Origin of the sequence: Clostridium sp. FP1 (assembly GCF_011065975.2) — a bacterium.
Taxonomy (GTDB): Bacteria; Bacillota; Clostridia; order Clostridiales; family Clostridiaceae; genus Clostridium_AD; species Clostridium_AD tagluense.
Genome location: NZ_JAAMNJ020000001.1, coordinates 1334245 through 1358049, shown reverse-complemented (window position 1 = coordinate 1358049; position 23805 = coordinate 1334245). Strand labels below are relative to the sequence as shown.

Genomic DNA, 23805 nt, shown 5'->3' with positions numbered 1-23805 from the left:
TGTCTTATAAATTTAGTATTAGCTATTCCCAAATAAAAAGCACCTCATGCAATATTAATTTAGGGGGACTAAAAAAAATACTGCATCAAGTGCTTTTTTATTTGGTTTACTTAAATCATTAACATAAATCAATATATTTATTCAAATATATTGAAATTTTTTTTTAATATATTATTTCTTGCCCTGAATAATCTATTTGGACTGCATTTATGTTTTGTTTTCTCATTTTATCTGCAAATTTACTAGTAATATTTACTTCCTCTCCGAAATGCATAGGTATAAGTAATTTAGGTTGAATTTTTTTCGCAAAATATTCTCCACCTATATAATAAGATTCTTGGAGTCTTGGATCTACAGGAAAAAAAGCTATATCAATTAATTTTTCTTCGCTTAATTTGTCTATGTGAGCTTTAAATGAAGACTCCGCTAGGGACTGCTCCTCTAAACTATCCTCTTTCCAGCGCCATAAGTTAAGATCTCCAGCATGAAAAATAGTTAATCCATCCACTTTTATGAGGAAAGATATACCAATATCTGTTGAGCCATAAGCTTTTACATAAAGGTCGTCAAATGTTCTTTCTTCACCTTCTTCTATAAAGTTATAACTAGGCTTATTTTTATTTATTGTTATGTCACTACTAAATATATATTTTATATTACTGTTATAATTCTCCCATTCCAAAATACTAGAATTAAAATGATCTTCATGACTATGAGAAGCAAACACAACCATATTTTTCATTTGTTTAATATTTTCAGGGGACAATAGGAGTAATGGTTTATGAGTGACATCATTTTCTATAGGCTCTTTATAATAATCAAATATTAAAAAATGGTTTTTAGTTTTAATTGCAAAACCGCTATGATAAATATAGTATATTTTCGCTTTTATTTTTTCCATAGTTACATCTCCTTATATTTAAAATATTTTTTATAAATAATAAATCTATTGCCCTTATTTTATCACAAATATATAATGATGATATAGTATATGTGATATATTAAATTTTTCAGAAAAGGTGGTTATGTTAAATGAAGTTTTCTTTTGACCATAATAATATAAATGTATTGGATTTAGAAAAAAGCGTTAAATTTTATAAAGAGGCACTTGGCTTTGTAGAAACTAGGAGATTTAATGCCACCGATGATAGTTTTACTCTTATATTTTTAGGTGATGAAACTACTGATCATAAGTTAGAACTCACTTGCCTTAAAGATAGAACTGAAGGCTACAATCTAGGCGAAAATGAATTTCATCTTGCTGTAGTTACAGATGATTTTGAGGGCGCCTATTTGCACCATAAAAAAATGAGATGCATCTGTTTTGAAAATAAGCCTATGGGAATATATTTTATTATGGATCCTGATGGCTACTGGATAGAGATTATTCCAAGAAAATAGACATAAGAAGATAGTCATAATGAAATTTTAATAAATATTTATCTTTAAAGACTAAATAAAAAATAAGTTTCTTCGAAGATTATTCTATGGTATTATTTTATTTGTTAATAATATTATATTATTTTACATGTTGTTACATTAAATTAAAAGTTATGTAACTTCAAGAATAGGAGGAATTTATGAATATTTTCCCAATTATATTTATATTAGTAAGTTTTGGTTCACTGGTAGCTGCATTCATTTTAGAAGGTGGAAGTCCTGTTATGCTTGTAGCTAAAACTGCTGCTATGATTGTGTTTGGAGGTACAATTGGATCCGTAGGGCTCGGATCTTCGCCTAAAAAATTAAAGAATATCCCAGCAATGCTTAAGCTTATATTTACAGCAAAAGATAAGGATCTAGTGGAAATTGTGAGTTATTTTAAAAACTTATCCTTTAAAACTAGAAAAGATGGTTTACTTAGCATTGAAGCCGAAATAACTGATGCATTAGACCCTTTTATTAAAAAAGGTTTACAACTAGTGGTGGATGGCGTAGACCCTCAAATGGTAAAAACCATTTTAGAGTTTGAACTTGAATCAACCTATGAAAGACATAAAGAGAATGCTGGTATCTTTGAAGCAGCGGGTGGACTTGCACCTACCATGGGTGTTATAGGTACGGTTATGGGTCTGGTGCAAGTTTTAAGTAACCTTTCTGACCCAGCTGTTTTAGGAGAGAAAATTGCAGTTGCATTTATAGCTACTCTATATGGCGTTGGGTCTGCAAACTTACTATTTCTTCCTATTTCTTCAAGATTAAAGGATTTAAATAATGAAGAGATTAAAGAGAAGTCACTAATAATAGAAGCTGTTCTTCTTATGCAAGAAGGTGCAAATCCTAATATCTTAGCAGAAAAGTTAAAAGGTTTCCTTGATAAGAAACAAATACAGAAGTTTAATGAAATGGATAATGAGGGAGCATAATAATGAAAAAGAGAGAAGAAAAAGAACCCAATCATGAGCGATGGCTTTTAACTTATTCAGACTTAATAACTTTGCTTATGATATTTTTTGTTATTATGTATGCATCAAGCACTGTAAGTGCTACAAAATATAAACAGCTATCACAGTCACTTAACGTGGCTTTTGAAGGTGGTGGTAAAAGTATTGTTGGAAATGACTCAGCTATAAGTATAACAGATTCAAGTACTAAGGTAGTTGAAACACCCTCTGTAGAAAGCAACTCCTCTGATGGAGGTAAAGCATTAGAAGAAAGTAAAATGAAAGATATTAAAAAAAATGTGGACAAGTACTTAAAAGAAAATGGATTAAGTTCTAACGTATCCACTAAAATTGATGAAAGAGGGCTTCAAGTAAGTCTCAATAGTACACTACTCTTTGATGTTGGTAAAGCAGAGGTTAAGGCTGAATCAATAAAACAGTTAATTAGTATAGGTAAAATACTAAATAAGGTTGATAACTATGTAAGAATTGAAGGACACACAGATAGTACACCAATTAGCAATAACGAGTTTAGCTCAAACTGGCAACTTTCTGCCATTAGGGCAACAAATGTTACAGAACTTCTTATCTCAAAATCAGGAATTTATCCTAAAAGGATATCCGCAGTAGCCTATGGAGAAAATAGACCTGTGGCAAATAACACTACTGAAATAGGAAAATCCAAGAATAGAACCGTAGATATTATTATATTAAGTAGTAAATTTTCAAAAGCAGAAAAAACCAAATAAAAAGATGCTGCTATTTTTATTAGCAACATCTTTTTTTTATTTTTCTTTAATAATTTTAAGTTTACCATCCACAATATCAACTATTGCGCTACCGCCTGTGCAAAGATCACCAAACAGCACTTCATCAACAAAATAGGTCTTTATCTCCTGTTGAACTACTCTATTGATTTCTCTAGCACCATATGCCTCTGAATAGCCTTTTTTACTTAACCAAGCATATAAATTATCTGTTACCACTAATTTTATATTTTTAGTTAAAAGCTTTTCCTCGAACTGTTTCATAGCTTTTTTAGCTATTTGAAGAGCCATAGCTTCGTCAATTTTATTAAATACAATTATATTATCCAATCTATTTCTAAATTCTGGAGAAAATACTCGTTCTACTTCTTTAGTGACTGCTTCTCCTGATTCTATTCTATCTCCAAATCCAATTATATTTTTACTAGCTTCTCTGGCTCCTGCGTTAGATGTCATTATCAAAATAACATTTCTGAAATCTGCCTTTTTACCAGCATTATCAGTCAAAGTTGCATAATCCATAACCTGAAGTAACACATTATATACATCTGGGTGAGCTTTTTCAATTTCATCAAGCAGTAGTACACAATGAGGTGTTTTTTTAATGGCTTCGATTAATAGTCCACCCTCTTCATAACCTACATATCCTGGTGGTGCGCCAATAAGTCTAGCCACAGTATGCTTCTCTTGGTATTCACTCATATCAAATCTAATAAGTGGAATAGCGAGGCTCTTTGATAATTGCTTACTTACTTCTGTTTTTCCTACTCCTGTAGGCCCCACAAAAAGAAGAGATGCTATTGGTTTTTCTTCATCATTAAATCCTGCCCTAGATCTCTTTATAGCTCTTACTAGAGTGTCTATAGCGGCACTTTGACCAAAAACTTGTTTGTTTAAACTTTGGTCTAGATTTTTTAGTGTTAAAGTTTCATTGTTTGATACACTTTGCTCTGGAATTTTTGCAATAGAAGCTACTATTTTTTCCACTGCACTTACGGTTATAATAATGTTTTCTTCACTATCCTCAGAATTGAGCCTAGCATAAGCACCTGCTTCATCCATAATATCTATAGCTTTATCCGGAAGATATCTTTCATTAATATACTTGTTAGATAGTTCTGCTGCGGTTTTTAAAGCTTCTTCCTTGTACGTAACCTTATGGTAATCTTCGTATCTATCTTTAAGTCCCATAAGAATATTAAAGGTATCTTCAGTAGATGGCTCTGGCACTTCAATCTTTTGGAATCTCCTAGCTAGTGCACTATCTTTTTCAAAATGCTTTTTATATTCATCATAAGTAGTTGATCCAATGAACCTTACCTTTCCATCTGCAAGAAAGGGTTTTAAAATATTAGAAGCATCCATAGCGCCTCCAGAAACTGCCCCAGCTCCAACTATGGTATGTATCTCATCAATATACACTATAGGCTTTTCTTCTTTACTAATTTCCCTTAATACTCTTTTTATACGTTCTTCAAAATCTCCTCTATACTTTGTACCTGCAAGGAGAGAACCCATGTCCAAATAATATATCTTACTCCCTTGTAATATCTTAGGGACTTTGTTTTCTACAATTAATTGCGCAAGACCCTCCGTGATAGCAGTTTTACCTACCCCCGGTTCTCCTACATGCACTGGATTATTTTTAAGTCTTCTACATAATACTTGTAGTGTTCTTTGCAGAATATCTTGCCTCCCAATAAGAGGATCCATTTCCCCTCTGCTCGCTTTCTGCGTTAACTCTACAGTAAAATCACTTAAAAAGTTTTCTTTTTCGTTGGGATTTATTTCCTCGTCGTATGTGTGTTCTGTCTCTTCTTCACCTTCCTCAAATTCAACTGCTTCTTCTTGCTCATGATTTGTTGTCCCTGCAAAATCAAAAGTATCTACTACAGAAATACCATGAGCTATGTAATTGAGAAGATCCCTTCTTTTCATTTGCTGTTTTCTCAAAAAATATGAAGCAAAGCTTTCCTCGTCATCATACATGGCTACAATCACATCACCAATCTTAACCAGCTCTTTTCCAGAAAGCATAACGTGATCTTCAGCTGTTGATAAAATTGTCTGGATTCCAATGGTTTGTATTGGCTCCGCGTCTTCTACAACATCTATATTTTCCTTTAAAAATTTAATAATCTGTTTTTTTAGTCTCTTAACGTTACCACCACTATTCTCTACTATATCAATTCCCTCTTCAAAAAATAAAGAGGCATAAAGAATATGTTCTGGTGTGAAATATTCATGATTGGACATCTGCGCTTCATTATAAGCCGCAGTAATAATCTCATTTACTATATTATCTAATTGCATAATTACTCCTCTTCTAGGGTTAATTTTAATGGAAACCCACTTTCTTCACACATCTCCATAGCTTGGATGATTTTTGTTACACCTACATCATAGCTATATATTCCTGCAATGCCTCTACCCTTTTTATGGACATCAAACATAATTTTTGTGGCTTCCACAACCTGTTTTTTAAAAACTCCAACTAAAACCTGCACAACAAACTCCATGCTTGTATAATCATCATTATGAATGATTACGTTGTACTTATTAGGTTTCCTAATATCAATTTCTACTTTCTCTTTAATATTAACTTTTTCATCAAAAATATTTTGCTGCGACATAATTACCAACTCCACTGTTTTAATAAAGTTTATTTTATTTTCTGTACTTTACCACAAGACTATTATATCCTACTTGTTTATATATTACTTCATTTACCTATATTATTTCAACTGTTCTATACTTTTATCTTTTATTTTTGGAGTTTAAAATATATCCATATTAAAAGTAACTCTTTTTTTATTTTCCACATATTATAAAGTAAGTATTTATGCCTCAATAAAAGGAAGAATTTCAGGTGCCTAATTTCTATAAGAAAGGAGTATTTTTCTATGATACAATACAATAACTGTGATAAATTAAATATGTTAAAACTAATTATTATTATCAGTATTCTGCAGCAAACATATTATAATGAAAATATTAATAAAATCTCTAAAAAAAACTCACCAAATATTAAGCTTAAAAACAATATAAACCTAAATAATTCAAGTGTCAAAAGGGATGCAAAAGATATAATGGATCTAGACCGTATATTTCCTATACAAGAAAAAAATATAGAAGATGATACAAAATGTATAAAAGATAAAATTAAAATTAATACCAATAATAATAATAATAATAATAATAATAATAATAATAATAATAATGCTAATACTAATACTAATACTAATACTGATACTAATACTGATACTAATACTGATACTAATACTCCTGGCAATGATATTTATGAAATTACTGAAAATATAAATACTAATCATAATGAAAACTTCATATCAGCAGTCCCCATCATAATATCAAAAATAAATATAGACATTCCTATTGAATCTACATTTAAATTTAAAAATGCTACATTAGATATAAAAAACATAAAAAATCACATATATTTAACTAGTAGTAAGGTACTCCCTATGTATTAGCAATAAATCTCTTATTACCATCTCACAAAACAAGGTGTATGCATTTAATACAGAAAGAATTATGTATTAAAAAACAGGAACATAAGATTTACTCTTATGTTTACTGTTTTTTGTATTCTAACAATCTCATGCAGTTATTGTAGACATGTACTAGACTGCCGTAACCCTTACCTGCTGATTTTGTAATACTTTTAGTGTTAAATTTATCACTACTTTTTCAGTGAGTTGTGTAACCCTTTGCTCCGTAGAAGTTTCACAACTTGAAATTGGATTTGTGTGAATATCAACTTCAGTAACATCTGCCCTTACTAATTCAACATAGGGTTTTTCATTATAGAATTCTGTGATAAAGAAGCTCTGATCGCAAGGATTACGTCCAAGTACAGAATCTGTACAATTATCGCAGCCTTCAAGTTTATCTGTAAAAAATTCTATTTCACTTGGAGTGGTGTTTTCATTAAAAACAGGTGGCCTAAGGAAAGTAACTCTAGTAGTAAAGTTAAAAGGAACTTGTACTGTACAGTGCCTTATATCTCCACATACATTTATACTTGTACCTGATGGACAAGTTTGAGTTGCATACTCAATATTCTTTCTAACAAAACCTGCTATAAATAATATCCCAGTGCCAGTACGGCTGTCTTGAGAAAATGGAATTAAGCGAGATTGAGTTAAAAATACATTCTTTTTAGTACGTTTAATTTCCATAACTACTTGGTCAAATGTGATAGTAGCTTCGACAGGAATTATTATTTTTGTCTCTGCTAGCACAACGGGGAGCTTAACTACTGCATTCCCAGCACAAATAACAGTAGGAATTACATCAATTTCTTCAGTTATTGTTTCAGCTTGAGTAGTAACTGTTGCACAATGATTATTTTTTAAACAACAATCTGCAATATCTGCAATGTACGAATCATTACCCGTGTTTATTTGATTTTCTTGATTTGATTTAGAATCAATATCCATAATAAATTATCCTCCTTTTGAATTAACGAAAGTATACTTATTGTTCAAGAGTTAGTGAACTGCTCGGTAAAATATAAGATTTATAGTGTAATCTTTATATTATATACTATTACAATTTATGTTTTTACGTTACAAAACTACTAATTTTTGTTTGAAATATCTACATGTTGATTTTGTAATAATTTTATTGTTAGTGATAACACTACCTTTTCAGTGATGTTGTGGAATCCTTGTTCTAATGGTATTTTATACTCTTTATTTATTGGATTTTCAAGAATATCAGATTCAATAATTTCAGCACTAATCAATTCACAGGATACTTTTTCATTAAAGTATTCGATTATTTTAAAACTTTGTTCTCGGGTATCTCCTCCAATTATGTCTTCTTCACAGGGATGGAAAACTTTAATGCTAGTTTGTAGTGTTTTTACTTCATCTTGATAATTATTTGGTTTAAACTTAGGGTAAGTCTTAAATGTTACTCTGGTAGTGCATTTAAAAGGGACTTTAACTGTAGCATGTTTAACCTTTCCACATGATACTCCATTATCATTATGGTCTTTAGTGGTGTATTCTATATTCTTCCTAATAAAGCCATCTACAAATAGTATCCCGGTATTGGGTTTGCCATCTTCAGAGCTCGGGATAAGTTCGCACTGATTTAAATATACATTTTTTCTAATGTGTTTAATTTCTAATACAACATCCTCTAGCTTAAGTGAAGACTCAACAGTAATAGTTAGAGTACATTCTGTTAACACTACTGGAATTTTTACTGTTACAGGCTCTACAGCCACTTCTGAAGTATGAATAATATTCTCACAAAGAGGTAGAATTTCAGAAGTAACCATTGTTTTAAAATTCACAATTTTAACCTCGTCCACTTGATTATTAAGCGTATCTTTAGAAAACTCTTCTATTGGAATGGTATTGTGATTTTCTTCTAGCAAGTCTTCATTATATAAATCTTCAAAACAAGTATAATTCTTATTTTCTAAGCTATCCTCCTTGGATAAGTTGCAGTTTTCATCTTCTACATTGTTTTCTAAGTCCGCCTTGGATAAATCAAGGTTTTTGTCTTCTACATTATTCTCTAAGTCATCCTCCTTGGATAAATTACAGTTCTCATCTTCTACATCATTTTCTATGTCATCCTCCTTGGGTAAATTACAGTTTTCATCTTTCACACTTTTTTCTATGTCATCCTCCTTGAGTATATCAAGGTTTTTGTCTCCTACATTATTTTCTAGGGGAACATAGTTATTATTTTCTGCAATAAAAGTTTTAAAAAAATTAAGTAAATCTCTTTCTATAAAATAATTTTTATCATTCTCCTTTTTTTGATCTACTTCGTCATGATGTTTTTCGTGATGTTTTCTTTTATGTAGCTCACTATTATGATCCTTTTTATGATGTTCTTCATTATTGTTTCTTTTATGCCTATCATCATTATGACCTTTTTTATGTTGTTCTTCGTCTTGTTTTCTTTTATGACGCTCATCATTATGATCCTTTTTATGTTGTTTTTTATCTTGTTTCCTCTTACACCGCTCATCATTATGTTCCCTTTTATGTTGCTTTTCATCTTGTTTTCTTTTATGCCGATCATCATCATTATGATCCCTTTTATCTTGCTTTTCATTATAATGTTCTTCATCACATTTTTTCTTATGTCGGATATCATCATATTCCATTGAATTATTTGTTCTGAACACAACTTCTCCTCCTATTAAAAATTCTATAGTCTAAAAAACTTTAAATGTAACTCTTCCTAAGAAACAGACCCAAAACCACTCTTAGTAAGCTTTGGGTCTAGAGCATATAAATTAATTAATATCTAAAGTAAAGATTAAACTGCTGTAATTCTTATTTGTTGGTTTTGTAAAACCTTTAGTGTTAAATTCACTACTATTTTTTCGGTGAGTTCTGTGAACTTTTGCTCTGTAGGAGTTTGACAGTTTGAAGTTGGATTTGTGTGAATATCAATTTCAGTAATATCTGCCCTTACTAATTCAACAAAAGGTTTTTCATTAAAGAATTCTGTGAATGAGAAATTTTGATCGCAAGGATTACGTCCAAGTACTGGGTCTGCACAAGCATCGCAGCCTGTAAGTTTATCTGTAAAGAATTCTAGTTCACTTGGAGTAGTGTTTTCAATAAAAATAGGTGGTCTAAGGAAAGTAATTCTAGTAGTGAAATTAAAGGGAACTTGAACTGTACAATGCCTTATATCTCCACATACATTTACATTTGTATCTGATGGACAAGTTTGAGTTGCATACTCGATATTCTTTCTAATAAACCCTGATATAAATAGTATTCCAGTGCAATTACGGCTGTCATTAGAAAATGGGATAAGACGAGATTGAGTTAAAAATACATTCTTTTTAATACGTTTAATTTCCATAACTCTTTGGTCTAATGTGATAGTAGCTTCAACAGGGATTGTTATATTTGTCTCTGCTATTACAACGGGGATCTTAACTACTACATGTCCAGCAGCAATAACAGTGGGTGTTACATCCATTTGTTCAGTTATTGATTCAGCTTGAGTAGTAACGGTTGCACAAGCCGGCCTTTCTACAGAACAAGCTGCAGTTTGAGAATCATTACACTGTCCCATTTCACTATCTTTATATTTATAATTAATATTCATAAATAATATTATCCTCCTTTTAATCTAACAAAATATAATCTGTGAATTTTATATATCTATTACACTAAATCTACTACATTCTACCTCAATTCTTACTGCTAAAGATTTCATGATACACTCTGTAAAATGTAGGATTTATGGTGTAATCTATAGTATATACTATTACTATTTATGCTATTGTGTTACAGAAAAAAGGGTTAGAAAATAAAGATTCTTCAATTTATTCTGCATGATTAAATGATCTTAAATATAAAAAAACAGGAACATAAGATTTAATCCTATGTTCCTGTTTTTTTATGTTAACATCTAGGCTAACTACTAGTGGAAAATTTTAAGTTGTGTAAAAGACTAACCTTATATAAATTTATTATAGTATAATTTCTAATTTTTTATATAATATTCTTTCACATATGTTTAAATAAAAATAATATGGCGAAACTATTAAATGTTAAGTGAAGTTTATCTTATTCTCCTAACAAATAAACTTCATTTTCTAAATTCACTCAGTTATACTATATCATATTCTCTAAAAACTCTTTCAAATAGTAAAAACCCCAAGGTAGCTTGGGGTTTTTATTGTTTGTTCCTTATTATCTTATGAGTATCTTTGAGTTTTTAGCTAAAACTACAAATGTAGTTTTTTCAAACTCATCCTTGTTAATGTTAAAATCAATTGCTTTTCCATCTACTAATACTTCTCTAGCAATAAAATTGTTAATATTAAATGTAAAGCTTTCATAAGTTGTTTTATAATTATTATGAACATTATCTATATTTATAATTACCGCTTTCTGTGACGCTTCCATAGTAAATTCATATAAATTATATTCTCCATCCTTGTATTTAAAACTTTCACCATCATCTCCATAATGAACATATTTCCCTTTACCTAAATACACATCAAGTATAAGCTTTTTATTCTGAGCCTGGCCTACATAACTTTGTGGCTCATAACTCGGAATTATGCTACCGGCCTTAATATATATTGGACATACATCAAGAGGAGTTTCCCGAAGTATATATTTTTCTCCTTCTACAACTTCTTTTGTCCAGTAATCTATCCAAGTTCCCTTTGGTAAATATACAGTTCTTGCCTTTTGACCCTGCTGCACAACCGGTGCCACAAGAATGTTCTCACCAAACATAAATTCATCATTTATTTCATAGGTTTTTTCATCTTGCTGATAATGTAACATTAAAGCCCTCATCACTGGAAGCCCGACCTTCTCTGAGACCCACATCAAATCATAAAGATATGGAAGTAGCTTATATCTTAATTTTATATATTTTCTATTTATCTCCTCAGTTACATTATCAAAAGCCCAAGGTTCTTGATCTCTTGTATGCATTGCTGAATGATTTCTAAATAATGGGGTAAAACATCCTACCTGTACCCATCTTGATAAAAGCTCTGCGCTGCAGTCAGAACTAAAGCCACCTACATCGGTGCCACAAAACGTAATCCCACTAATCCCTAGATTCATAAGCATAGGAAGAGACATTCTAAGGTGTTCCCAAAAACTTTGATTATCTCCTGTCCAAGCAGTAGCATATTTTTGAGTACCTGCATAACAAGCTCTTGTTATAACAAAAGGTCTTTTTCCTGTATATTTTTTTATACCTTCAAATGTTGCCATTGACATAAGGTGCCCGTACACATTATGAATTTCTGTATGGTCGCTAAGTCTACCATCATTATTAAACATAACATCATCTGGTAGTGGTCCTCTAAAGCTAGCAGGTTCATTCATGTCATTCCATATTCCTTCTACTCCAGCATCCATCATGATTTTTTGATTTTCACTCCACCATGCTCGAGCTTCCGGTTTTGAATAGTCTGGATATAGTGAATCTCCTGGCCATACTTCATTTACATATGGAATTCCATCCTTATCTGTAGCAAAATAATTATTTTTAATACCTTGATCGTATATACTGTAGCCCTTATCTTTTTTAACACCAGGATCAATTATTGTAACAAGTTTAAAGCCCATTTCTTTAAGTTTTTTTATCATTAATTTAGGATCTTCAAACTTCTCTTTATCCCAGGTAAATACTCTATACCCATCCATATAATCAATATCTAGATATAGCACATCACAAGGTATGTCTTTTTTTCTAAAGTTTTCAGCAATCTCCATGACTCTATTTTCTGATGCATAACTCCATCTGCACTGTTGATAGCCTAATGTCCATTTTTGTGGCAGTGGTGTCTTACCTGTAAGATATGTATATCTATCTAGTATATTTGTAATCTTTGGTCCTGCTATAAAATAATAATCTAAATTGCCATCGTTTGCACCAAAGTAATAGTAGTTAGAATTTTCCTTACCCATATCAAAGTTAGATTTAAAAGTATTATCAAAAAATATTCCAAAAGCTTGTTTCTCTCTTAGAGTAATGAAAAAAGGTATAGATTTATAAAGAGCTTTATGACTTTCTACATGTGGTGATGGATCATCAGTATTCCACATTTCATATTGATAGCCTTTTTTATTTAAAGGTCCTGTTTTATCTCCAAAACCATAAAAGTATTCATTTCCCTTCATAGTCTTAATCACTTCGATTTTATGTAAATCGTAATTGTTTTCTGTTTTGTGTCCTTCTCCCTCACCAATACTACCATTACCCCGCCTTATGAAGGGTTCTCTTATACCTCTATAATCTTCACAAAGTGCTATACCGTTTACATCAAAAAAATCCACTTTAAAATTATCATATACTAAAACCTTTACAGCTTCTGTATGAATTTCTATTCTATCCTCATACCCAGTTACTTTTATATCACACCTTTGAGCTTTCTCACCTTCAATAGCGCGAGAAAAATGTTCCTCTCTTTTAAAAGCTGCAAATACATTTATTATATAGGGAGATATTACTTCTATTTCTCCTATTCTCTTTTCAAAACTTATTTTTATTTTATTTCCTAAACGTTCAAAGCTTTTAATTTTTCCAAACATCTTGCATCTTACCTTCTTTCCTATAAAATCATATTTTATTAGATTAAGGCATCTTTAAAAAAATATCCATCCATCTTTGACTTGTTATTTTTTCTTATGCTTAATCACTTATATAATAATTTATTCCGTGCTTTAAGTCTATGGCTTTTGAATTTTCTATAAGTATGCACAAATTCCATATATTAAATTTGTGCATACTTATAGAACAAATGTTTATAATAACAGCTTTATATCAAACTTGAACACTATGAACTACTAGAAAAATGCTTTGTTATCAAATAATTATTTGATAACAAAGCATTTTTCTATTCCTTAATGATTATTTAATAGATTCTGCAATCTTTATTAGTTCACTCTTTGTAATCCCTCCTCTACCTGATAACATATAAACAGCATTTTTAGTTTCCCAATCAATGTTTCTATCATCACTTATTACAGCATTTACTCCATTAATTTTTATTTCTTCAATGGTGCCGTCTGATCCAGATGCACATTTAGTGGTTTCATCTGGAAACCTTTGTTGCATAAATATAAACTTCCCAGTTTCCTTCTTAGTAAAATACAAATCAATATATTTGCTATTTTTAACTTTTGTTTCATTTTCTTCCTTATAAACTTCTGCTCTATCAAATTTATATCCTTCTGGCAAAAAGGTTGGAATCTTAACATCAAAGCAAGTATACTCATTTAATTTAGTAGAATCTTTTACTTCAACAACTTCCTCTTTGCGAATTTTTTCATATTCAGCCACAGTTATTATTTTACCATCCTGCATATTAGCAATTTTTTCACCTTTTGCTGTATATAATTCTTTTGCATTTTCTACTTTAATTACTTCTACTGACTTTCCATGTTCATCAAAAACTTTACCTTTAAATTCATCTGGTAATTTCACTTCTTTTGTTTTAGATGGTTCCATTTGAACAACACTTATATGTCCTAAAGATATAGTTCTTATTATTTTATCCGCTATATCTTGAGCAAAGGATGTTTGCATTAAAGAAACACTTACTATACATATTGCCGCTACTGCAATAGCAGTTTTTTTTAATTTATTAGATTTTTTCATAATATTCTCTCCTTCATTTTCACTTATACTTTTTAAAGTTTTATTAAATACTACTTGTTTATTACTATCTTTGCTAAAATCCTTATTTGATAGATTCTTACTAAATTGTAAAAGTTCATTATATTCACTAGGCTCTATTTTTTTCTTATCCTCTATACCATTAAAATAAGCATCTATTTCTCTAGAAAACTTGTCTTCAATTCTCTTATTGCTCATATGGTTCCCTCTCTTCCTCAATTTTCTTTTTTAACTTTTTCATTGTTCGATAAAGTATTACTCCAACATTGCTTTCCGTAATATCTAATATTTGTGCTATCTCCTGATTTTTAAGATTTGCACCAAACTTAAGTGAAACAATATTTCGGTCCCTGTCATTCAAAATCTTTAGAGCCTTTGAAAGTTCACTGTTACTTTCTGCTGATAATATTATGTCTTCAGGTGTTTTTTCTCTTGATACTAAGTCCTTAATTGTGTCAAGAGAAAATAATTTGTGTTTTTTTAAACTTCTAAAATAATCATTTACTATGTTTCTAGCTATAGCAAACATCCACACCTCAAAAGGTGATTTACCTTGAGAATACATATCTATTTTAACCATTATTTTTTCAAAAACCTGACTTGTAAGGTCTTCTGATGTTTCAATGCTATTAACACGATAATACATATAGTTGTAAACTCTTTTGTAATAGCTTTCAAAAATATGAGCAAATTCTTCTTCTTTACATAATTCTTCTGTAATTTCTTTTTTATATGAAATATCACACAACGCAAGTTGCTTCATCTCCCCCCCCCTTTTTCTTGTTTTTTTACTCGGCCAAGTAATCTCATATGTTAATACGTAAAATTTTTCATTCCATTACATATATTTTAATGTTTTTAATATATATGTAAAACAACTTTCTATTCTCACTAAGAAATGTCCTTAATTTTTAAAACTAAGTCACATTCAAAAGCATTACTTAACCTTACAATTTTGAACTGTAACTAACAAACAGAAACTTCCAGTTTCTGCTACGTCCCTTTAGGTCGTAACAAAAACTGGAAGTTCTTGTTTTCTATTTAATTCTTAAAACAATATCTAAAACAAAATCTCTATTATTAATATGATCTTCAATAGAATTTTCAACTATAATATTTGGTACCAAGGAATCTACACCTTTAGGTACGTTTTTAAAAAACTTAGAAAGTTCAATATATTTTGTTGAATATTGAACAGATATTTTTGAATTAGGTAATATAAAGTCCTGGACTTCTCCAAAATGATCTAATTTTCCTGAGGTAGGTTCACCAACAAAAATTGCATTAGTTTCTTTTAATTCTGCGGAACTGCATATAGCTGCTGAAAAAGTATTACGACCTACTATAACAAATAACTTGTACTTTTTATTAATATTTTTATTTTCTTTAATTTTATTAATTAATGGTCTTATAATTTTTTCACTTCCACCTCCATTGTTTCTCAAATCAATAATAAGCTTATCTGCCTTATTATCATCAGTGATTTTAATTACTTCATCTGCAAATTCTTCATAAGGTTTATTCTTCATATCCCTACAAGAATTATACTGTACATACATTGTATTAGAATCCTTTAAATACTCAAACCAATAATTTTCCCTTGGATTTCTTAAATAAAGGGGCAACTCCTTAGAGTCTCCTTTTTTCACAAGCTCTATCTTTTCCTTTCTATCCATCGCTTCAATAATAATATTAAACTGTTCACCATCTTTTTTCTCTAATGTTAATTCAAGTTTTTCTTTATTTGACGTAATATGCAGTCCATTCATAAGGTCTGGATTCATAATTATTGTAGGTATTTTTTTCTTAATCTGTGCACTATTTTCATGAGGTATAACAGAAGAAATCTCCGTGCATACCGCTTTAATATCCTCATTATTTATCTTCACAATCTTACAATAAAGTGTCTTCTCATATTTTAAAATTGTATCAGTTATATATAACCCCTCGTTAAAATATTGTGTCATTATTGGGTAGAATGTTTTTGTCTTTTCATAAACACTTGTATGCGAATCTCCTACTTTAGCAACAATTTTATATAAGCTAATTTTAATTTCATCATCATTCATATTAGGTATTGAATTTTTCAAATCTTCTACTTCTTTATAAAACTGTTCTTTTTTCATTTTTGCAAATAAGTTTATGTGCTTTTTAGGAAGTTCGTTTTTCAAATGATCTATATCCTCAATCCACATTTTATTTCTTTCGCTATTATTCATTGCATATACATTGTTATTAAAAAAACTCCCAATAAAGATATTTTGAAATAAAACACTTAAAAATAATGTTAAACATACTCCTTTAAACTTTACTGATTTTCTGTTCATAATTTTTACCCCCTAAAAAATTTAATATACTTACATTTGTGCTATCCAACTACTTCCCTAATATACCTCCCCCTTGTAATAAAGAAGGCTACCATTTGTAAAACTATATAAGCTACAAACACGCAAAGCGATTTATTAAACATATACTCACCATTTGCTACTACTCCAAATGCTATTGATAAAAAATATGTTATTAAACTAACAGCTAAAACTACTGGTGTAAAAAAGATTATTGCCAGTTCCTTTGTTAAAACCTTTGATACCTCACTGTCTGTCATGCCTAATTGAACCATTTTTTTCACTCTTTCCTTTTCTTCAGCAACACCGGTTAACACCTTAAAATACAATACCACTCCACTGGCTATTAAAAACATCATTCCTAAAAATAAACTTGAGAAAAGCACAAAGCCACTTTCCCTTATATTTTCTTCTAACATTTGCTGTTTAAATTCTGGTTTTAAAGATTCATCTCCATGATTTAATATCTTTAATTCATTTGAGATACTATTAAAACTTTTATAATCCTTAGGGTCTTTTAATTTAATTAAATGGTCATAAGAAACAACCTGCTGTCCTAACTTTGCTTTTATTCTTTTATAGTCTTCATCATTAATTATAAGAGCCGTTCCCCTTGAATAACCTAATGAGTAATAATCGTTAGTAAATTTGCCTTCTGTGTATCCTTTTTTATTTTTTTCAACATATATATAGCTATCCTTATCCATAGTAGCTAAAAAATCCTCTTTACTTCTATTCTTATCTTTATCAAACTTAGCAATTTGTTCTTTTTGTTTAGACAAATCATTGAAATTAATAATTACGTCACTATCTTTATATTCACTATCTGTAGGAGAGCTAAGTACCTGTACTAGTTCCCCCTTATTTACAACCACATTTGTCCCCATATGATTATTGTAATTTTTCTGGCTTATGACAGCAATATTTCCACCCACCGTAACCTTACCTTCATAAAATCTGCAATCCATAAGATCTATGTTTTCTAAAAGTTTATGCTGCTTTATTTCTCCACCACTAGATTTTGCTATTTTTTTAAGCTCCTGGTCTGATATTTTGTTAAGTTTAATATTTTGGATAAAGCTAATATCATAAGGATGCCTATTATTTATATTTTCTTCTATTGTGGCATACACACTATAAGACATACTTATTAAAGTAATAGCTGCTGATGCCAATATCAAAACTAAATAAATAACTCTTTTATAAGATATAAATTTATGCTGCACACTAGATAATACTAAAAGATTATTATTGTATGTCTTTTTAAAATTCATAAGCACTATATTTACCATAGATACTAATGATCCTATTATAAAATAAGGTGCTATTATCGTTGTTATCATAATTATCATTATGATTTGTGCAGTTCCACTTGTTCTAAATATTTCATGTCTCATTACTTTAGGAAAAAGATACAACACCGTTATTAATGCTATCAAAGCTACTGTTCCAATTATATAATTACCCTTACCTATCTCTGCTTTAGAAGAAGATTTTATAAGTTCTATTATTGATAGCCTTCCTACAAATATCAGTTGAAATATTGAATTTATCAAGAAAATAATTATCGCTATAGCTAAACACATACAGTAGGTCTTTATATTTAGGCTAGGTCTAAAATTGTCAATCCAAAGTATTTTACCTATTATCATATAAAATAGCCTAGAAAACAAGGTTCCAACTATCATACCGGTTACCAGCGACGCAAACAGTATTAGAATATTTTCAATAAATAATATCTTCCTTAAATCCTTAGTAGTAACCCCTAAAGTCAAATATACTCCAAATTCTTTTCCCCTATATCTTATAAAGGATATAGTTGTATAGGAAATAAAGACAATTGAAAATGCAATCATGAGCACCAGCGTAGACATTACGTTATCCGTTAAACCATTCGCCTTAGAACCTTCTATAAATTCCTTACTAAACACTAGACTACCATACATCAATAAAACAGCAATGATAAAGCTATTAGCTACAAAGTACGCTATATATTTTTTAAAATTAAACTTAATGTTCTTTATGATTATAGAAGAAAAAGTCATTATTTCTCCCCTCCTATAACACTTTGTGCTTCTAGTATTTTATCAAAGAATTTGTTTCTATTACCATCTGATACTATTTCTAATCTTATAGCCCCATCCTTTATGAAAATTATTCTTTTACAGAAAGATGCTGCAAAGGCATCATGGGTTACCATAATTACTGTAGCGCTTTTTTCCTCATTCATATTTTTAAAAGTTGTCATTATACTTTTGGAAGACTTTGAATCCAAATTACCTGTTGGTTCATCCGCAAATATAACTGAAGGTTCACATATGAGTGCTCTAGCAGCTGCTGTTCTTTGTTTTTCTCCACCTGATATATTATAAGGGTACTTTTTCTGTATCTCTTCTATCCCTAAGTACTTCATAATATCTTTAGCTTTTCGGTCTATTTCTCTTGGATTTACTTTATCTATTATTAGTGGAAAGGATATATTCTCTTTAACATTTAAAGTATCTAAAAGATTAAAATCTTGAAATATAAAGCCAACCTTCCTTCTTCTAAATAAAGCTAGCTCATCCTTTTTCATTTTAATAATATCTTGTCCATTAATGTGAACTTCTCCTGAGGTAGCTTTATCTATACCCGATAATATATTTAATAGTGTAGTTTTTCCACTTCCACTAGGTCCCATTATCCCTATAAACTCACCCTTGTCCACATTAAAACTTACCTCATTAAGTGCTATAACCTCCTTTGCATCTTTGAAAGCATTATAAACTTTAGTAAGCTTTTTAATTTGTAATATTTCCATATAAATCCACTCCTTTATTGTAATTTAAGTATAAATCTAATGTCACAATTCTCTAATTGAAAAACATTACTTAACCTTACAATTTTGAAAGGTAGCTAATTTCTACTATAGTTCCTTCACCTACCTTAGAGTTTATATGAATTTTATGCCCTAGTTCATCTGAAACCAACTTAACCATATATAGCCCAATTCCTGATGATTTTTTATTATTTCTACCATTAGTACCAGTAAAAAAAGCCTGAAATACTCGCGATATATCTTCCTTCCTTATACCTATACCTTTGTCTTCTACACATAATGTTATGTAATTATATTCTTCCACTACACTAAAGCTAACATAACTATTTTCTTTTTCTGAATACTTTATAGCATTAGCTATTATCTGCTCTAACATATACTTTGACCATTTTTTATCTGTGTATACATAATAATCTTCATCTATAATAACCTTTGGGAATACCTTACTATATATAAATTCTCTTTTTTTATTATTAACAGCACTAGCTACTAACTCCCGCAGGTTAACTTTCTCAGGAATATAATCTTTTGCAAATTCATCTAATCTAAACAAATTAAGAGTTTCTTCTAAATTGTCCTGCAATTTCTTATTCTCTTCTAATATGTCATCAATAAAATTACTATCCTCTAAGTCTTTTAATCCTTTCTCACAAGCCAAATCTATAACTGTTATAGATGTTTTCATATTGTGCACCCATTGAGCCATAAGGGTATCTCTTTCCTTTATCCTATTTTGCATTTTATAAAACTTGTTTATATAGATATCATGTATTCCACTTATAGCTTCAAAAACTTCCACATTATTATCAAATTTCTCCTTGTAATTCGGGCTTTTTTTAGCTTCACCAAGCCTTATATAGAAATTGTTATACTCAACGATTTTACAAATAATGTAAATCATTAAGAAAAACAGACTTACAGTTACAGGATATACGATTTCCCTACTATTAAATATCAAATAATAAAAGCTCACCAAAACTACCATATTTAGTAAATATATTATTATGGCCGTTTTTTCTTTTTTCAAAACCATTAATATTAATTTAGTTAAACACATATCCCACTCCTCGTTTTGTAACAATTGAATTTTCAGCTTTCAAATCTTTAAGTTTCTTTTTAACCCTAGTTATATTCACCGTTAAGGTATTATCATCAATAAAAGCCGTGTCATCCCATAATGTTTCTAGTAATTCCTCTCTAGTTATAACCTTCCCATCATTACTCATAAATAACTTTAGTAGCTTGTATTCATTTTTACTAAGATCTACTATCTTTTCTTCAAACTTTAACCTCATACTATCATGAAGCAAAGTTAATCCTCCAGCATTAAAATCTTCAGTATCAGCCACATTATTTGTTCTTCGCAGCACAGCATTTACCTTTGCCAGTAATATGCCCATACTAAAAGGCTTTGTTATATAATCATCTGCCCCTAGCTCCATTCCTCTAATTTGTTCCCCCTCTTCACTTCTAGCTGAAACAATAATTACTGGAACCTGAGATTTATTCCTAATGATCTTTAAAAAATAAAAACCATCAAAGGTTGGAAGATTAATATCTAATATTATAAGATTAGGATCTATATATTGCACATCTTCCAATACATTTTCGAAACCATTTAAGAGCATAGTGTCATAACCATACCCATTTAAATATTCTTGCATATACTTTTTTAACTTTAAATCATCTTCTATTATTAAAATTTTATTCATAGTAAATCTCCTAATTTTATATTTATAATGCTAATTATACCATTTCTCTAAGGTATAGGGATATATTTAGCAGTAAGGATATACTACGAGCTCTAGTTAAATCATCATCTGCGAAGATGCAATATTAATGTAGCTTCAAAAAAATTCATTTATGTAATTTATTTATAGTAAGTAATACTTTTCGCTTCATAACTAGTAATCTAGTTGCATTAATTGTAGCCTTATTGATATAATTAAAAAAGAATAACTACGTATATTATACTTTAGGATAGAAAAGGAATTTATTATGGAAAAATATTTTTCAATTGGAGAAATTTCAAAACTATCTAATTTATCAGTTCAAACATTAAGGCATTATGATAAATTAGAACTATTAAAGCCAATCTTAGTGAAAGACAATGGATATAGATATTATTCCCTAGAACAATTTTATAAGTTAGACTTTATAATATTTTATAAAAAATTAGGATTATCCCTTTTAGAAATAAAAAAACTCATGTTAAACAAAGTTAGTATAAAAGAAGTGCTTGGACTTTTGGAAAATCAAGAAGATGAAATTGATAGACAAATCAAGGAATTACAAAAGCAAAAGAACTCAATTAGAAATAAAAACAAATACATAAAATCTATGCTTACTAACCCTTTAGGCATACCATTTTTAAATAAAAAGCCCCAAAAGAAGATTGCAAAGGTAACTATGGGAAATAAATATTTAGAAGAAGCCGAAATGAACTTTAGAAAGGTCCTAAATAATTTCCCTACTCTAAATGATTTTTTGACTCTTGAACTGCTATATGAAATAAACTATGAACTCTTTAAAAAAAGTGGAGAATTAAAATATAATATTTGTTTTAATGTTACTGATAACAATATAGAAGAAGATGCTATCATTAAATTTTGCCAGCTTCAAGAAGGGTTATATGTATCTATATTTTATATTGACTATTATAATAACTACGAAAAATATGCAAAACAACTTTTAAAATTTATTAAAGACAAAAATTTATGTGTTGAAGGACAATTATATGAAAGTTATATAGCCTCAGAGCTTTGTGATCACAAAGAGAAAGCTTTTATGGAGGTATTTATAAAAGTAACTAAAAATATTTAGATATATATACTAGAATTTTTTTCTTGACTCTATAGTCGTTGTAGAGTATATAATTCTTCTTTGTAGAGAGGAGATAATTCTTATGAGAAAATTTTTTAATTATGTAATACCAGCTGTAACCGGAATGTTAGTTGCATCATTATATATTATTGTAGATGGAATATTTGTAGGCAGAGGTGTTGGGAGTAATGCATTAGCGGCCGTAAATATAGCATTCCCACCAACCCTAATAGCTACAGCATTAACGCTCATAATTTCTGTTGGTGGATCGACTCTGGTTGCAATGAACTTAGGGTATGGTAAAAAACAGGAGGCTATAAATAAATTCAATGAATCTATTTTGCTTTTAATTATGGCGGCAATATCATTATTTATAGTAGGTGTGTTTTTCTCAAAACCTATAGCTTATGCCTTAGGTTCACCAGATTATTTAATAGATGATGTGTATAATTATATAAGGTTTTGTTTCTTGTTTTCCATACCTTTAGTTTTAAGCCAGGGACTAAACTGTTTTTTAAGAAATGATGGCGCGCCAAAACTTGCTATGTGTGCAATGATAGCAGGCTCTCTAACTAACATATTGCTAGATTATATATTTATCTTTATATTTAAATGGGGTATTATAGGCGCTGCTATAGCTACAGGTTTAGGTGAACTTGTAAGTATGATGATAGCAATTATTTATTTTTTAAGAGGAAAAGGAGTTCTTAGGTTTAAAAGATGCAAACTATCCCTTCAAGCAATTAAAGATATAACAATAATAGGATTTCCTTCATTCCTAACAGAATGTACTATAGCGGTAGTAACTATGTCATTTAATATAGTGATTTTAAAGAGAATTGGTGGAGGTGGAGCTGCTACCTATAGTATAATTAACTATACTATAACAGTTGTAACTATGATTATTTTGGGTATAGCCCAAGGTATGCAACCTCTATTAAGTTTTCACTACGCAGCTAAAGATAAGAAGAAAGTTAAATATTACTATTCACTAGCTTTAAATAGTGCGCTTATAGCAGCATTTGTTAACTTTTTTATTGTTTTCTTATTTGGGAAATACATAATATCCTTTTTCACTTCTAACAATGAATTAATATCCATAACATATAGTGCATTTATATTGTTTAGTTTAGGAACTTTCTTTACTGCTATTAATATAATTAAATCATCTTATTTTCAATGTATCAAAATGAGCAAGGTTTCAACTGTTATATGCTTATTTAGAGGCTTTATGGCCACACAAATTTCTTTATTCATATTGCCTAGAATTATAGGAAATAAGGGCATATGGCTTAGTAATTTAGGTGGGGAATTATTAGTGTTTTTAGTAGTACAGATATTTTTTATTAGAAGAAAACCTGTTTGATTTAAATTTGTCCACTCCATAATATACATTTTATAGCTTATATAGCTGTGCTAATTTAAAAAAAGTATATATTGCGTAGAATGCATTTAAATAAGCCGTAGTAGTTTATAATTACCACGGCGAAGTAACGCATTTTCAG

20 protein-coding genes are annotated in these 23805 nt (G+C 29.7%); 6 read left to right on the top strand and 14 right to left on the bottom strand.

Annotation, left to right across the window (positions count from 1 at the left end; translation table 11 throughout):
* Nucleotides 1–163: 163 nt before the first annotated feature.
* Nucleotides 164–901 (bottom strand): MBL fold metallo-hydrolase, encoded by a 738-nt coding sequence (locus G9F70_RS06575; protein ID WP_164945367.1) that lies wholly within the window; start codon nt 899–901, stop codon nt 164–166.
* A gap of 131 nt (nt 902–1032) precedes the next feature.
* Here G9F70_RS06575 and G9F70_RS06570 point away from each other — a divergent pair, with 131 nt between their 5' ends.
* The 3 genes from G9F70_RS06570 to G9F70_RS06560 all read left to right on the top strand — a co-directional run bounded on the left by G9F70_RS06570 (nt 1033) and on the right by G9F70_RS06560 (nt 3133).
* Nucleotides 1033–1401: a VOC family protein gene (locus G9F70_RS06570; protein WP_164945366.1), complete on the top strand. Its 369-nt coding sequence runs from the start codon at nt 1033–1035 to the stop codon at nt 1399–1401.
* Between the two features lie 179 nt (nt 1402–1580).
* Complete coding sequence (locus tag G9F70_RS06565) at nt 1581–2366, top strand: flagellar motor protein (protein ID WP_164945365.1); 786 nt, start codon at nt 1581–1583, stop codon at nt 2364–2366.
* A 2-nt stretch (nt 2367–2368) separates the two neighbouring features.
* Nucleotides 2369–3133: a flagellar motor protein MotB gene (locus G9F70_RS06560; protein ID WP_164945364.1), complete on the top strand. Its 765-nt coding sequence runs from the start codon at nt 2369–2371 to the stop codon at nt 3131–3133.
* A 36-nt stretch (nt 3134–3169) separates the two neighbouring features.
* On the opposite strand, the gene clpA is transcribed toward G9F70_RS06560, so the two are convergent.
* Both clpA and G9F70_RS06550 read right to left on the bottom strand, forming a co-directional pair.
* Nucleotides 3170–5464, bottom strand: coding sequence for an ATP-dependent Clp protease ATP-binding subunit ClpA (clpA, locus tag G9F70_RS06555; RefSeq protein ID WP_164945363.1), 2295 nt, complete (start codon nt 5462–5464; stop codon nt 3170–3172).
* 2 nt (nt 5465–5466) lie between these two features.
* Nucleotides 5467–5784, bottom strand: a complete 318-nt coding sequence (locus G9F70_RS06550; protein WP_125001954.1) for an ATP-dependent Clp protease adaptor ClpS — start codon at nt 5782–5784, stop codon at nt 5467–5469.
* A 270-nt stretch (nt 5785–6054) separates the two neighbouring features.
* Here G9F70_RS06550 and G9F70_RS06545 point away from each other — a divergent pair, with 270 nt between their 5' ends.
* Nucleotides 6055–6642, top strand: coding sequence for a hypothetical protein (locus tag G9F70_RS06545; RefSeq protein ID WP_164945362.1), 588 nt, complete (start codon nt 6055–6057; stop codon nt 6640–6642).
* Nucleotides 6643–6792: 150 nt separating this feature from the next.
* Here G9F70_RS06545 and G9F70_RS06540 read toward each other — a convergent pair whose 3' ends face one another.
* From G9F70_RS06540 to G9F70_RS06490, 11 genes are all read right to left on the bottom strand, one after another.
* Nucleotides 6793–7611, bottom strand: coding sequence for a CsxC family protein (locus tag G9F70_RS06540; protein WP_164945361.1), 819 nt, complete (start codon nt 7609–7611; stop codon nt 6793–6795).
* A 140-nt stretch (nt 7612–7751) separates the two neighbouring features.
* Nucleotides 7752–9326: a CsxC family protein gene (locus tag G9F70_RS06535; protein ID WP_164945360.1), complete on the bottom strand. Its 1575-nt coding sequence runs from the start codon at nt 9324–9326 to the stop codon at nt 7752–7754.
* 134 nt (nt 9327–9460) lie between these two features.
* Nucleotides 9461–10234, bottom strand: a complete 774-nt coding sequence (locus tag G9F70_RS06530) for a CsxC family protein (protein ID WP_164945397.1) — start codon at nt 10232–10234, stop codon at nt 9461–9463.
* Between the two features lie 623 nt (nt 10235–10857).
* Complete coding sequence (locus tag G9F70_RS06525; RefSeq protein WP_164945359.1) at nt 10858–13227, bottom strand: glycoside hydrolase family 31 protein; 2370 nt, start codon at nt 13225–13227, stop codon at nt 10858–10860.
* A 319-nt stretch (nt 13228–13546) separates the two neighbouring features.
* Nucleotides 13547–14512: a DUF4367 domain-containing protein gene (locus tag G9F70_RS06520; RefSeq protein WP_164945358.1), complete on the bottom strand. Its 966-nt coding sequence runs from the start codon at nt 14510–14512 to the stop codon at nt 13547–13549.
* Complete coding sequence (locus tag G9F70_RS06515; RefSeq protein ID WP_164945357.1) at nt 14502–15077, bottom strand: sigma-70 family RNA polymerase sigma factor; 576 nt, start codon at nt 15075–15077, stop codon at nt 14502–14504. The genes G9F70_RS06520 and G9F70_RS06515 overlap by 11 nt, the downstream gene beginning before the upstream one ends.
* Nucleotides 15078–15351: 274 nt before the next feature.
* A complete protein-coding gene (locus G9F70_RS06510; protein ID WP_164945356.1) occupies nt 15352–16641 on the bottom strand; it encodes a S41 family peptidase in 1290 nt (429 codons plus the stop codon).
* Nucleotides 16642–16682: 41 nt separating this feature from the next.
* The gene (locus G9F70_RS06505) at nt 16683–18704 is read right to left on the bottom strand and encodes an FtsX-like permease family protein (RefSeq protein WP_164945355.1); all 2022 of its coding nucleotides are present in this window, start codon (nt 18702–18704) and stop codon (nt 16683–16685) included.
* Nucleotides 18704–19459 carry an ABC transporter ATP-binding protein gene (locus G9F70_RS06500; protein WP_164945354.1) on the bottom strand — a complete coding sequence of 252 codons (756 nt, stop codon included), beginning with the start codon at nt 19457–19459 and terminating at the stop codon, nt 18704–18706. Before G9F70_RS06500 ends, G9F70_RS06505 begins: the two co-directional genes overlap by 1 nt.
* A 76-nt stretch (nt 19460–19535) precedes the next feature.
* Entirely contained in the window at nt 19536–20534 is a 999-nt protein-coding gene (locus tag G9F70_RS06495; protein ID WP_164945353.1) for a sensor histidine kinase, read from the bottom strand.
* Nucleotides 20521–21189, bottom strand: coding sequence for a response regulator transcription factor (locus tag G9F70_RS06490; RefSeq protein ID WP_164945352.1), 669 nt, complete (start codon nt 21187–21189; stop codon nt 20521–20523). Before G9F70_RS06490 ends, G9F70_RS06495 begins: the two co-directional genes overlap by 14 nt.
* A 286-nt stretch (nt 21190–21475) precedes the next feature.
* On the opposite strand from G9F70_RS06490, the gene G9F70_RS06485 reads away from it, so the two are divergent.
* Nucleotides 21476–22300, top strand: coding sequence for a MerR family transcriptional regulator (locus G9F70_RS06485; protein ID WP_164945351.1), 825 nt, complete (start codon nt 21476–21478; stop codon nt 22298–22300).
* An 82-nt stretch (nt 22301–22382) separates the two neighbouring features.
* Nucleotides 22383–23666 (top strand): MATE family efflux transporter, encoded by a 1284-nt coding sequence (locus G9F70_RS06480; RefSeq protein WP_164945350.1) that lies wholly within the window; start codon nt 22383–22385, stop codon nt 23664–23666.
* Nucleotides 23667–23805: the final 139 nt, after the last annotated feature.